We start from the raw sequence: 12381 nt of genomic DNA, 5'->3' as shown, positions 1-12381 counted from the left end.
ATGGATGTGTCCCTCGCCAACAACATCGTCAGCACCGCCACCGCCATGGCCAGCGCCAAGACGTCCGACGCCGTCAACATCGCCATGCTGAAAAAGGCACTCGACGTACAGGAGGCCGCCGCCGACACCATGATCGAAGCCATGGTGCAGTCCGTGCCACAGCCCCAGCTCGCCACCTCGGGCTCGCTGGGGACGCAGCTCAATACCTACGCCTGAGAGCCTGCTACCGATCCGAGACTCACCGGCGCCCGTTCCACTCCTGGTTGGGCGCGGCATCGCCGTAGCTCCACATGCCGGTAAAACCTGAAAAATCCGGGTTGAAGCGGAACACCATGCGGCCCTCGCCATTGGTCTGGGTCCAGCGCCCGGTCAGCGTGTTGCCGCTGAGCGAGCCCTCCACGCGACCACCCTTGTGCGTATAGGTGCCCGTGACACGGTTGCCACTGCGCTGCATCGTCAGCGTGCCGAACGTCGACTGGTAGGGGCCAAACGTGTCGGGCACCCCACCCGGAGCAGGATCGGGGCGATCCACGGGCGCGGGCGTGGGGCGCGAAACGGGCGGAGGCGACGGTGGAGCCACCACCGGATCGGCGCCACCGGCAGAGTCGTCCAGGTCCATGCACACAGCGCCGCAGGCCTGCGTTTCACCCGCGTCGGGGTCCTTGGCGATCAGAAACCAGGATTTTGGAGAGCCGCCCACAGCGCAATAGCTGTTGAAGCCCCCGCTGTGCACATACGACAGGGCACAAAAACTGTGGCTGCCCATTTGCACCCGCTTCTCGCCGCACGCATGGCACTCCGCGTTGTACGAGGTAATGCGGGGCGTGGCGGACACCGCCCCCGCCCACAGAGCCAGTGCCATCAAAGACAGTGATCGCAGCATGAAAACCCCTTTCTGAAACAGACCGTAACCCAGTCTATCGCCCGGCCCCTGGCCCAGAAAGCAAAAGATGCTGGCCTCTTGATCAAAAGCAGTGGCGCGCCAGTATTGCGAGCGCAATAACCTCTTCGAGGCTCGCCATGCCGACCCTCACGCCTTGAGCCTCGACTCAACACACAACGCAGCCGAAGAAACCCAGGGCCGCGTGCGCTGGCTGCGCTCCGAGTTTAAAAATCCGCAAAATTCACTACAAAAACAGGAGCTGCTACCGCAGGGAAAACAAGCGCAAGAGGCTGATTTCGATAGTGAAAAACAGCTATCAAAACAAGAGCAAACCAAACCCGCGCAGTACCCCTGGCCCCCCACCCTGCCCGAGCAGGTGCGCGCCGTGGCCGCCGCCCTGGCCGCCAGCCCCACGCCGCTGTCCTGGAGCGCCATCGAGCGACGCTTCAAGGGCCGCGGCCCGTGGAAGAAGGGCCTGCCCACGCTCTTGCAAACCCTCGAAGCCCTGGGCCGCGCCCAGGCCGTGCAGGTGGAGGGAGGCACGGCCTGGCGGGGCTGACGGCATCGGTTTGAGATGTGGGTACATCCCCATCGCAGCGTCGGCATTTTTTCGCTACCCTGTCTCCATGGCAGCGCACCCGGCCCACTGCATCAGCGCTGACATTTGTTTCATCCCTGGAAGGGGGCGCCCATGGCAAGAATCCTGGAAGTCAGGTACGCGAATCTGGCCGACGCGACCGTCTGCGAGGTGCACCACGAGAGCCAGGCCGATCTGTGCTGGCACGAGGCCGCCTATGAAACCCAGGCCACGGGCGATGCGAACTGGTTCTTCGTGCAGTACGGGAACCGGGCCAGCTTCAAGATCTTCCGGGTCAAGCACGAAAACCAGGCGGATCTCAAGATCTTCAAGGTCGGGCTGATCGAGAAGGCCGGCTGGCGCGACACCGACCACCCGCTGCGCGGGAAGCTGGGCTGATCAGCCGCCCACACACATCTGCGACTGCTCGCCCAGCCCCGTGGCGCCCAGGCGCAGCACGTCGCCGGGCTTGAGGAACCAGGGCGCGGGCTTCTGGCCCAGGCCCACGCCAGCGGGCGTGCCGGTGAGCACGATGTCGCCGGGCTCCAGCGTCATGAACTGGCTGATGTAGGCCAGCACCGTGGGCACGCCGAAAATGAAGTTGCGCGTGCTGCCGTCCTGCACGCGCCGGCCGTTCACCTCCAGCCACAGGTCGATGGCGTGTGGGTCGGTCACCTCGTCGGCCGTGAGCAGCCATGGGCCGATGGGGGCGAAGCCGTCGTGGCTCTTGCCCTTGTCCCACTGGCCGCCGCGCTCAATCTGCCAGGCACGCTCGGACACGTCGTTGGCCAGCACGTAGCCCGCCACATGGCCCAGCGCGTCGGCCTCGGCGATGCGCTGGGCGCGCGTGCCGATGACGATGCCCAGCTCCACCTCCCAGTCGGTCTTGAGCGCACCGGGCGGGATGCGCAGCGCATCGTTGGGGCCGGCGATGGCCGTGACGGCCTTCATGAACAGCACAGGTTCGGCGGGCGGCTGCATGCCGGCTTCGAGCGCGTGGTCGCGGTAGTTCAGGCCCACGCAGACGATCTTGCCCACGCCGCCCACCGGGCAACCCAGGCGCGGCTGGCCTTCGACGGCGGGCAGGCGCGCGGCATCGATGGCGGCCAGCGCCGCCAGGGTGCGGGGGGCCAGCTGCGCGGGACCGATGTCGGCCAGCAGCATGGAGAGGTCGCGCAGCACGCCCTGGGCGTCGACGAGGCCCGGGCGCTCGGCACCGGGCTGGCCGTAACGGATGAGTTTCATGGGGGAAGTCCTGCAAGCATGGAAAGGGGCGCCAGCGCGGCTGGCGGGTGCGCGCAAGCGTACCATTGGGACACATAGCATTCAACTGAAATGCTATTATTTATATAGCTTATAGCGCTTTACCCATGGGCGCCAAGGCCATTTTTCATTCAAACCCATGGTCCCCGATCCTCTGCCGCCCGATACCCGCCCCCGGCCTCGCAACCCGGCCGATCTGTTCTGGTCCTTCACCTGGCTGGCCCTGCAGGGCTTTGGCGGCGTGGTGGCCGTGGTGCAGCGCGAGCTGGTGGAGAAGAAGCGCTGGATGACGAACGAGGAGTTCCTGGAGGACTGGGCCGTGGCCCAGGTGATGCCGGGGCCCAACGTGGTCAACCTCTCCATCATGATCGGCGACCGGCATTTCGGCCTGCGCGGCGCCTTCGCGGCGCTGGCGGGCATGCTGTCGTTCCCGCTGGCGATCGCGCTGGCGGTGGCGCTGGTCTATGCGCAGTGGGCCACGCACCCGGCCATGGCCGGGGCGCTGCGCGGCATGGGCGCGGTGGCGGCCGGGCTGATCGGCGGCATGGGCCTGAAGCTGGCCGCCGCGCTGCGCACGCACCCGCTGGGTCCGGTGCCGTGCGCGGTGATCGCGGCGGTGGCGTTCGCCGCCATCGTGTGGCTGCGCGTGCCGCTGTACGGGCTGCTGCTCGTGGTGGGCGGCGCGGCCTGCGTGCTGACCTGGCGAAAGCTCGCGCCATGACGCACGCCATCACCCTGCAGCCGCTGGACTGGCTGCACCTGTTCCTCTACTACCTTTCCATTTCGCTGCTGGCGGTGGGTGGCGCCATCGCCACGGCGCCCGACATGCACCGCTTCCTGGTGGACCGCAATGCCTGGCTGACCGACATGCAGTTCAACGCCAGCATCGCCATCGCCCAGGCCGCGCCGGGACCCAACGTGCTGTTCATCGCCCTGCTGGGCTGGCATGTGGGCCTGAACGCCGGCGGCCCCGGCGCCATGGGCTGGGCCTACGGGCTGCTGGGCGCGGCACTGTGCATGCTGGGCATCATGCTGCCCAGCGCCACGCTGACCTGGCTGGCCACGCGCTGGGCGCACCGCAACCGCGAGCGCCGCGCGGTGCGCGCCTTCAAGCAGGGCATGGCGCCGCTGGTCATCGGCCTGCTGATGGCGGCCACCTGGGTGCTGGGACGGGCCCAGGGCCAGCCCGCCACCGACTGGCCGCTGTGGCTGCTGACGGCCGCCGCCGCGCTGCTGGTGTGGCGCACCCGGCTGCATCTGCTGTGGATGCTGGGCGCGGGCGCGCTGCTGGGGGTGCTGGGCTGGGTGTGACCCATGCGGCGATTGCGTCAACCTGCTTCCGCACCTTGTTCGCCCGTCATGGATGCGCATTGATCCAGCGCAGCCCACCGCTGTTTTCCCGTGCCCCGCCGGGGCAAACCACGTAGGCATTTCCCCCGGAAAAGCATACGGTGAAGGCTCGGCCCAAACGGGTATGCCATGGAGGCAGGCGATGGAACCACAGGCAAGCATTCTGGTGGTGGACGACTCCCCCGAGAACCTGCAGGTGATCTCGGCCGTGCTCAAGGAGCACTACAAGGTCAAGGTGGCCATCAATGGCGAACGGGCCCTGGCGCTGGCCACGGCGGCCGAACCGCCCGACCTCATCCTGCTCGATGTGATGATGCCCGGCATGGATGGCTACGAGGTCTGCACGCGGCTCAAGCACAACCCGGCGACGGCGCGCATTCCGGTGCTGTTCATCTCCTCGCGCGACGAGGAAGAGGACGAGGCCCGGGGGCTCTCACTCGGCGCCATCGATTACATCGTCAAGCCCATCCGCCCGTCCATCGTGCAGGCACGGGTGCGCAACCACATCGACCTCAAGCGCAGCCGCGACTTGCTGGAGCGCCTGACCACGCAGGACCACCTCACCGGCATCAGCAACCGGCGCCGCTTCGACGACTACCTGGCGGCAGAGTGGCGCCGCGCCGCGCGCGAGCAAACCCCCCTCTCGCTGATCGCCATCGACATCGACCACTTCAAGGCCTTCAACGACCACTACGGCCACCCCCGTGGCGACCACTGCCTGATCCATGTGGCCCGGGCGCTGGCATCGTGCGTGACGCGCACCACCGACCTGGTGGCGCGCTGCGGTGGCGAGGAGTTCGCCTGCGTGCTGCCGGCCACCGACAGCGGCGGTGCCGAGCGCCTGGCCGAGCAGATGCGCGCGGGCATCGTGGCCCAGTGCCTGGAGCACGCACACTCGTCCACGCACAGCTACATCACCATCAGCCTGGGCGTGGCCACCGCCGTGCCCCGGGCCGACGAGAGCGCGCAGGTATTGATCGACCTGGCCGACGCCGCACTGTACGAAGCCAAGAGCGCCGGGCGCAACCGCTACGTGACGCGCAGCCGCTGACCGGCGCGGCCGCCCGTCAGCCGCTGACGCCCACAGCGGAGCCCGCCTCGCGGATCAGCCCCAGCGCGGTTTCGAAGTCAAAGCCCTGGATGGCCGCCCCGATGGCCTCGTGGCGGCCAGGATAGGCGGCGGCCAGCAGCGCGGCCTCGGTGCCGATCAGGTCGAGCGATCCCGCGTCCCCCTCCGCCAGCAGCGCCTGGAGCTGGCCATCGAACGCCTCCACGCGCGCCCTGTCCGGCGCTGGCCCGGTGTCTGCTTGCGGGCCACCCGGCGTGGGAAGAAGCGCCTCCAAGCCGCGCAGCACCGGCCCCAGCTCGGCCTGCACCAGCGCCGCCAGGGGTTCGAGGCGCTCCGGTGGGTCGCCCGCCCGGCAGGCTCGCTCCAGCCCGGCTGCGGCCGCCTGCACGCCGCGCGCGCCCACGCTGCCCGCCACCGACTTGAGCGTGTGGGCCAGGCGCTCGGGGGCCGAGGCATCGGCTCCCGACTGCGAACCGCGAAAACTCTCCAGAAACCGCGCCTGGCTGGCGTGGAACTTGGCGAGCAGCGAACGGTACAGGCGCTCGTCGTGCATGCTGGTCGCCAGGCCCGCCTGGGTGTCGATACCGGGCAGTGGCGGCAGACCGGCACCCGGCCCGGGCACCGCCGGCTGCGGCCGGTGCGCCGGCGCGCCAGCGGCTGGCACCGGCCGCGCCTTGGCCACCCAGCGCGCGATGGTGCCGAACATGGTGCCCACGTCCAGCGGCTTGGCGATGTAGTCGTCCATGCGCATGGCCAGCGCGCGCTCGCGGTCGCCGGCCATGGCGTTGGCGGTCATCGCGATCACGGGCAGCGCGCGCAGCGCCGGGTTGGCGCGGATGTGCTGCGTGGCCTCGTAGCCGTCCATCACCGGCATCTGGCAATCCATGAGCACGCAGTCGAAGCGCGCGTCCTGCGCGAGCCGGTCCAGCGCCTCCTGGCCGTTGGTGGCCAGCACCGCCTCCACCCCGGCATGGCGCAGCAGTTCCAGCGCCAGTTCCTGGTTCAGCTCGTTGTCTTCAACCAGCAGCACGCGCGCGCCGGCCAGCTGGCGCATGGCCTCCAGGCTGTCCTGCGCCAGCAAGGCGGCGCGGTTTTCCGTGAGGCCCTTGCGCTCGATGACGCAGCCGATGGCATCGAGCAGCTGGCTGGCCATGACCGGCTTGGTGAGTACCGATTTGAGCGCCACCCCCTGGCGTTCGGCGGCGCCCAGCGCTTCTTCGCGGCCGTAGGCCGTCACCATGATGGTGGCGGGCACATGGACCAGCTGGCGCTCGTGCATGTGGCGCAGCGTTTCGATGCCGTCCATCATTGGCATCTTCCAGTCGATGAGCACCAGGTCGAAGGGCCGGCCGTGCTGCTGCGCACCGTCGACGGCCTCCAGCGCCTCGCGGCCGTCGGCCGCCGTTTGCACGTGAAGGCCCAGGCTGCGCGCGATGCCGGCGGTGATCTCGCGCGCGGACTCGTTGTCGTCCACCACCAGGACGTGCATGGCCTCCAGCGCCTCGCGCCCCGGCCGGCGCGGTGCCTGCAACGCGGGTTGCAGGCCGAAGCGCGCCGTGAAATGGAATTCCGAGCCCTGGCCCGGCTGGCTCTCGACCCAGATGCGCCCGCCCATTTGCTCGACCAGCGCGCGCGAGATCGCCAGCCCCAGACCGGTGCCTCCGTAGCGCCGCGTGGTGGAGCTGTCGGCCTGGCTGAAGGGCTGGAACAGCTTGGCGCACTGTTCGGGCGACATGCCGATGCCGGTGTCGCGCACCCGGAAGTGCAGTTCCACGCCACCGCCCTCCTCGTCCACCTTCTCGATGCCGATGACCACCTCGCCCCGTTCGGTGAACTTGACGGCGTTGTTGCCCAGGTTCACCAGGATCTGCCCCAGGCGCAGCGGGTCGCCCACGAGCTCGCCCGGAATGTCCGGTGCCACGTTGAACAGCAGCTCCAGCCCCTTGTCCTCCGTCTTGATGCCGATGAGGTTGGCCAGGTGGTCCATCACCTCGTCCAGGCGGAATCCCGTCTGCTCCAGCACCATCTTGCCGGCCTCGACCTTGGAGAAGTCGAGAATGTCGTTGATGATGCCCAGCAGGCCGACCGCCGAACGGTGCGCCTTCTCCACATAGTTGCGCTGCTTGGCGTCCAGGGCGGTCTGCAGCGCCAGGTGGGACATGCCGATGATGGCGTTCATCGGGGTCCGGATCTCGTGGCTCATGTTGGCCAGGAATTCGCTCTTGGCCCGGGCCGCCTCCTCGGCCACGCGGCGCGCCTCCTCCATGGCCCGCTCGGTGGCCTTGCGCTCGGCGATGTCCTCGAACACCCAGATGGTCACATGGCGGTGGTCGGCCGCGTGGATGGCACGCCCGGACACCTGGGCCACGAAGGTGCCGCCGTCCTTGCGCGCGAACTCCCATTCCACGTTCACATCCTTGCCCGCCCCCAGCAGAGGGCCCACCATGGCGCCGAACTCGGCGTATTTTTCCGGCGAGTGGTAGATGATGCTTCCTGGCTGTCCGATCAGCTCTTCGGGCTGGTACCCCAGGCATTCCCCCATGCGCTGGTTGACGCGCAGGATCACGCCGTCGGCGGTGTGGATGATGCCGTTGGGCGCGTTGTCGAAGATCATCCGCTGCTCGGCCAGCAGGTTGCGGTTGTGCGCCTCGCTGGCGCGCAGGCTGGCCTCGGCGGCCTTCTGCTCGGTGATGTCCTGGTTGATGCCCACCAAGCGGCGCGGGCAGCCGTCGGCCCCGCGCAGGGCCGCGTGGCCGATGTCGAGAATCCAGCGCCAGTCGCCATCGGCGGTGCGCATGCGGAAGGTTTCCGTGTAGTCCGGTGCCTCGTTGTGGAGAAAGCGGCGCAGGCGCTCGCGCACCCGTGCGAGGTCGTCCGGATGGATCAGGTCGGCCCAGCAGGCCATGTGGTCGGGGTAGCGTGACAGCAAGGCGCTCTTTTCGTAGCCCAGCATCTCGGCCCAGATGTCGTTGACGGCGACATCCACGATCCGCCGCTGGTCATCGATGGCGCAGTCGTACATGCCCAGGTTGGCGCCGCGCAGCGCGAGGTTCAGGCGCTCCTCGCTGCGCGCGATCCGCTGCTCGACGATCTGGCGCTCCGTGATGTCGTTGATCCACGAGACCAGGTAGCGCCCGTCCGAGAAGTCCAGCAGGATGGACGACAGCAGCACCGTGAGCGGCGTGCCGTCGGTGCGCACGAAGTCGGCCTGGTAGCCCTTGACCGAGCCGTCGCGACGCAACTGGGCCATGAAACGCTCACGGTCGGCGGGGTTGCGCCAGGTGCGGCTGGCGTGGTGCGAGGCCAGGTCCTCGGGGCGCACGCCCAGCATCTCGGCGTGCTGGCGGTTGGCGAAGACCAGGCGCCCGTCCTCGGTGCCGATGATCACGCCCACCGGGCTGTTCTCCAGGATGCGGCGCAGGCGCTCCTCGTTCTCCTGGCGGTCTTTTTCCAGGCGCTTGCGCTCGGTGATGTCCTCGTAGATCCATACGGCAGAGCGCTCGAAGCCCGGGATGCGGATGCCCTGGCCCGACACCATGGCCACGAACAGCGAGCCGTCGTCGCGCATGAACTCCCACTCGGTGCGCACCTCCTTGCCCTGCGCCAGCAAGGGGGCGGCGATGGCCGAGAACGCCTCGTAGCTCGTGGCCGTGCGGAACATGCACTGCGCCACCGGCTTTCCAATGAGGTCTTCGAGCCTGACGCCCATGTGCTCGCACAGCCGCCGGTTGGCGCGCAGGATGACGCCATCGGCCGTGTAGCAGATGCCGTTGGGCGCGTTCTCGAAAATCACCTGCTGCTCTTCCAGCAATTTGCGGATCTCGGCCTGCTGGCGGTCGATCTCCCGGCGGGCGCGGCGCTTTTCTGAGACATCGTCCACGGTGAACCGCAGCAGGATGCGGCCGCCGCAGTCGAAGGCCATGAGGTTGACCTCGGCGTCGAAGATCTCGCCATTGGCGCGGCGCGCGCGCCAAAGGAAGTTGGCGATGCCGTGCTCGAAGATCGTGCGGGTGATCTCCTCGCCCGCCGTCTGGGTGTCGGTACCGTCGTACTGGGTGGGGGCCGAAAAGTCGAGCGGCATCTTGCCCAGCACCTCGTCGCGCGAGGAAAAGCCGTAGATGCGCACCGCCGCCATGTTGCAGTCCACGATGCCGATGGCCGGGTCGATGATGACGATGGGCACCGGCGCGTCCTGGTACACCCGTTTGTTGTAGGCCGCGCTGCGCGCCAGCGTGGCGCGCGCCTCCTGCAGCGCGCCGGAGGCCTCGGCCAGTTGCACCTGCAGCGTCCGGTTCGCCTGCTCCAGGCGGTCCAGCTCCTGCCGCAACGCGGCTTGCGTACCCTGGGATGGTTCCATGGCCCCTCCTGTGGCGTGCCGCGGCAAACGGGCCGTGCGTCCCGTCCCGCCAGCGGTTCGCGGCCAGTATCAGCAGCGGTCCGAGGCGCCGTCAACGTGGCAAACCGCCATCCGGGCGGCCTTTGCCGCGCCTGTTTGAGCTAGCGCAAGCCCGGGCGCAGGGCGGGCGGCGCGTCAGCTCAGGCGCCGGCCGTTCTCGGCGTAGACCGCGAGGTAGATCGAATTGGAACCCACATAGGGTGTCTTGTTGCCGAAGCCGACGCTGAAATCGCCGAACGAAAGCGCGCGGATGCCGGCCAGGCCCGCGCGAAGCCGCTCGCGGCTCAGGTCCTTGCCAGCGTTGCGCAGGCCTTCGATCATCACCTGCGCGTTGATCCAACCCTCCAGGCTGCTGCCACTGGTGAAGAAATCCGGATTGCCCCCGGTGGCCTTCATCGTGGACTGGAACTTGCGCACCATCATCGATTTGCTCGACGTGGCATCGGGGAACACCTGCACCGCCGCCATGCCGCGCGTGCCCTCGCCCAGCTTGGGCAGCTCGGACGGGAAGATGGTGACCGACAGCCCGGCCAGCGGCACGCCCTTGGCCCGCGCGCGGAACGGCAGCACGAACGCCGTGTTGGCCACGCCCGTGGTGGCCAGCAGCACGGCGCCGGGGCCGTCGGCGAACACCTTCTCGGCGACCTGTTCGCCATTCTTGCCATCGACGGCCAGCGCGAAGGCACCGGCGCGCTCGACCTTGGCCTCGTCCAGTGCCGTGGACATGTAACCCAGCACCTCCTTGCCGAACGGGTTGTCGAGGTAGACGATGGCGATGCGCCGCAGGCCCATGGCCACCATCTGCTGCACCAGGCGGCGGGCTTCGTCGGCATAGCTGGGGCGCACGAAGAAGATGTTGCGCTGGTCGGCGCTGCGCACCGAGGGCGCGCCCGTGATGGGACCGACCGTTGGAATGCCCTTGCCCTCGATGAGCGGCAGGATGGCCGCGGTATTGGCCGTGCCCAGGGGCGAGATCAGCGCGAAGATCGACTGCGACTCCACCATCTCGGTCACGTTCTTCAGGGTGTTGGCGGGCACGTAGCCATCGTCCTTCACCTCCATGTGGATCTCGCGGCCATGGATGCCGCCATGGCGGTTCACCTCGGCGAACGCCGCCTTCATGCCGGCCAGCTGCTCGACACCGGCCGCACCCAGCGGCCCCGTGAGCGCGATGGAGCAGCCCAGCGCGATCTGCCGGGCGGGCACCTCGATCTCCGCCGCGCGGGCGCTGTGGGCCCAGGCGGGCAGACCGGTGGCGGCAAGCGCCTGCGTGGCGCGCAAGAGGAATTGACGACGGCTCATGGTGGGGTTACGCCTCAAAAACGAAAGGTGGCGCAGGCTATCGGCAAATGCCAGGTTCACACTGTCAGCTTCGTGACAGCTTCAGCGTTTTCCCCCATCCACCAGCCATCTTCCAGCCCCACGGCACGGAAAACACATGACGCGGATCAAGACATATCCCTCTGCTGCAAAGCCTGGCGATTGGTAGAACAATGGACGCCGTCTCGATCCTTCCGCTAGCGCCGCACATCCCATGAAACTGCACACTCTCGCGCTCGCCTGCGCCTTCATCGCACCCGCCGCCTGGGCCGCCGAGCCCACCGCCGAGGCCCTGGTCAACAGCCGCTGCGCCACCTGCCATGGTGCCGAAGGGCATGCCACCTCGCCGATCTTCCCGTCGCTGGCGGGGCAGAACCGCGAATACCTGGTCAAGCAGATGCAGGACTTCAAGTCCAAGAAGCGTGTCAGCGAAACCATGGCCCCGCAGGTGGCCGATCTGTCCGAAGAGGCCATCGCGGGCCTGGCCGACTTCTTCGCCGCCAAGAAGGCGCGCACGCACCGCGTCGCCGACGCCGACATCATTCCGGTGGGCCGCTACATCTACACCAAGGGCAACAGCTGGTCGGGCGTGCCCGCCTGCGCCAGCTGCCATGGCGAGAACGCGAGCGGCACCGCCAGCCTGCCACGCCTGGCCGGGCAGAACGCGCGCTACCTGCTGTCGCAGCTCAAGGATTTCAACCTGCGCACCCGCACCAACGACAACGAGGCCATGCACCTGGTGGCCTCGCGCCTGACCGAGATGGAAGCCAAGGCCGTGGCGGATTACCTGTCGCAGTTGCCTTGACCCCGCCTTGCCCGGGCCGCGCACGGCCCGGGCGCCCGGCTCAGGCCTGCGTGCGCCGGTAGTCCGCCAAGGCCCGCACCGTGGTGCACAGCAGGCCGTGCGCTTGCGCGAAGCGCGCCACCTGGGTGCCGCGCGCCATGCTGCCATCGGGGTTCATCAGCTCGCACAGCACGCCCGCGGGCGGCAGGCCGGCGAGCACGGCCAGGTCCACGGCGGACTCGGTATGGCCGCTGCGTTCCAGCACACCGCCCGGACGCGCCACCAGCGGAAACACATGGCCCGGGCTCACCACCTCGGGCGCCGCGCCCGGCGCCGGAATGCGCAGGGCGCAGCGCACGGTCTGCAGCCGGTCGGCGGCCGAAACGCCGGTGCTCACGCCATGCGCAGCCTCGATGGACTGCGTGAAAGCGGTCGAGAACGCCGAGCGGTTCACCTCCACCATGGGCCGCAGGCCCAGCGCCCGGGCATGCCCGGGCGTGAGGCACAGGCAGACGATGCCGCTGCCCTCGCGGATCATCAGCGCCATGGTGGCCTCGCTCATATTGGCGGCGGCGCAGACCAGGTCGGCCTCGTTCTCGCGGTCGGCATCGTCGAGCACCAGCACCGGGCGGCCCGTCGCGATGGCGGCGACCACCTCGGGCAGCGGCGCGAGCACGACGGCCTCCTGCGTGGCGCCAGGACAGGCAACGGGGGAATCCAAGGAATCGGAAAAAGGCAT

Annotated in this window: 12 protein-coding genes; 7 read left to right on the top strand and 5 right to left on the bottom strand. The window is 68.5% G+C overall.

All coding sequences use genetic code 11. The features are described 5' to 3' along the window. Positions 1 to 216 carry a YjfB family protein gene (locus tag D8S75_RS09765; protein WP_119966159.1) on the top strand — a complete coding sequence of 72 codons (216 nt, stop codon included), beginning with the start codon at positions 1 to 3 and terminating at the stop codon, positions 214 to 216. A 22-nt stretch (positions 217 to 238) separates the two neighbouring features. Here the strand turns inward: D8S75_RS09765 and D8S75_RS09760 are convergent, their stop codons facing one another. Then, positions 239 to 862, bottom strand: a complete 624-nt coding sequence (locus tag D8S75_RS09760) for a hypothetical protein (RefSeq protein ID WP_119966158.1) — start codon at positions 860 to 862, stop codon at positions 239 to 241. A 175-nt stretch (positions 863 to 1037) separates the two neighbouring features. Here D8S75_RS09760 and D8S75_RS09755 point away from each other — a divergent pair, with 175 nt between their 5' ends. Continuing rightward, a complete protein-coding gene (locus tag D8S75_RS09755; RefSeq protein WP_198673177.1) occupies positions 1038 to 1442 on the top strand; it encodes a hypothetical protein in 405 nt (134 codons plus the stop codon). 132 nt (positions 1443 to 1574) lie between these two features. After that, the gene (locus D8S75_RS09750) at positions 1575 to 1859 is read left to right on the top strand and encodes a 7(1) septoil knot domain-containing protein (protein ID WP_119966157.1); all 285 of its coding nucleotides are present in this window, start codon (positions 1575 to 1577) and stop codon (positions 1857 to 1859) included. Here D8S75_RS09750 and D8S75_RS09745 read toward each other — a convergent pair whose 3' ends face one another. Further along, on the bottom strand, positions 1860 to 2705 hold the full coding sequence (locus tag D8S75_RS09745; protein ID WP_119966156.1) for a fumarylacetoacetate hydrolase family protein: 846 nt from the start codon (positions 2703 to 2705) through the stop codon (positions 1860 to 1862). 157 nt (positions 2706 to 2862) lie between these two features. Between D8S75_RS09745 and D8S75_RS09740 the strand changes: the two genes are divergently transcribed. The 3 genes from D8S75_RS09740 (at position 2863) to D8S75_RS09730 (ending at position 5124) form a co-directional block, all read left to right on the top strand. Next, positions 2863 to 3444, top strand: coding sequence for a chromate transporter (locus D8S75_RS09740; protein ID WP_119966155.1), 582 nt, complete (start codon positions 2863 to 2865; stop codon positions 3442 to 3444). After that, entirely contained in the window at positions 3441 to 4034 is a 594-nt protein-coding gene (locus D8S75_RS09735) for a chromate transporter (RefSeq protein WP_119966154.1), read from the top strand. The genes D8S75_RS09740 and D8S75_RS09735 overlap by 4 nt, the downstream gene beginning before the upstream one ends. A gap of 181 nt (positions 4035 to 4215) precedes the next feature. Then, entirely contained in the window at positions 4216 to 5124 is a 909-nt protein-coding gene (locus D8S75_RS09730) for a diguanylate cyclase domain-containing protein (RefSeq protein WP_119966153.1), read from the top strand. A 16-nt stretch (positions 5125 to 5140) separates the two neighbouring features. On the opposite strand, the gene D8S75_RS09725 is transcribed toward D8S75_RS09730, so the two are convergent. Continuing rightward, positions 5141 to 9499, bottom strand: a complete 4359-nt coding sequence (locus D8S75_RS09725) for a PAS domain S-box protein (protein WP_157982627.1) — start codon at positions 9497 to 9499, stop codon at positions 5141 to 5143. 174 nt (positions 9500 to 9673) lie between these two features. Beyond that, positions 9674 to 10840 (bottom strand): ABC transporter substrate-binding protein, encoded by a 1167-nt coding sequence (locus D8S75_RS09720; protein WP_119966151.1) that lies wholly within the window; start codon positions 10838 to 10840, stop codon positions 9674 to 9676. A 232-nt stretch (positions 10841 to 11072) separates the two neighbouring features. Between D8S75_RS09720 and D8S75_RS09715 the strand changes: the two genes are divergently transcribed. Continuing rightward, positions 11073 to 11663, top strand: a complete 591-nt coding sequence (locus D8S75_RS09715; protein WP_119966150.1) for a c-type cytochrome — start codon at positions 11073 to 11075, stop codon at positions 11661 to 11663. A 40-nt stretch (positions 11664 to 11703) separates the two neighbouring features. Here D8S75_RS09715 and ribB read toward each other — a convergent pair whose 3' ends face one another. Beyond that, the gene (gene ribB, locus D8S75_RS09710; RefSeq protein ID WP_232829000.1) at positions 11704 to 12381 is read right to left on the bottom strand and encodes a 3,4-dihydroxy-2-butanone-4-phosphate synthase; all 678 of its coding nucleotides are present in this window, start codon (positions 12379 to 12381) and stop codon (positions 11704 to 11706) included.

The organism is Simplicispira lacusdiani, assembly GCF_003604195.1.
In the GTDB taxonomy this organism is placed as follows: Bacteria; Pseudomonadota; Gammaproteobacteria; order Burkholderiales; family Burkholderiaceae_C; genus Simplicispira; species Simplicispira lacusdiani.
The sequence above is the reverse complement of the archived record's forward strand: the minus strand, read 5'-3'. Positions and strand labels throughout refer to the sequence as shown.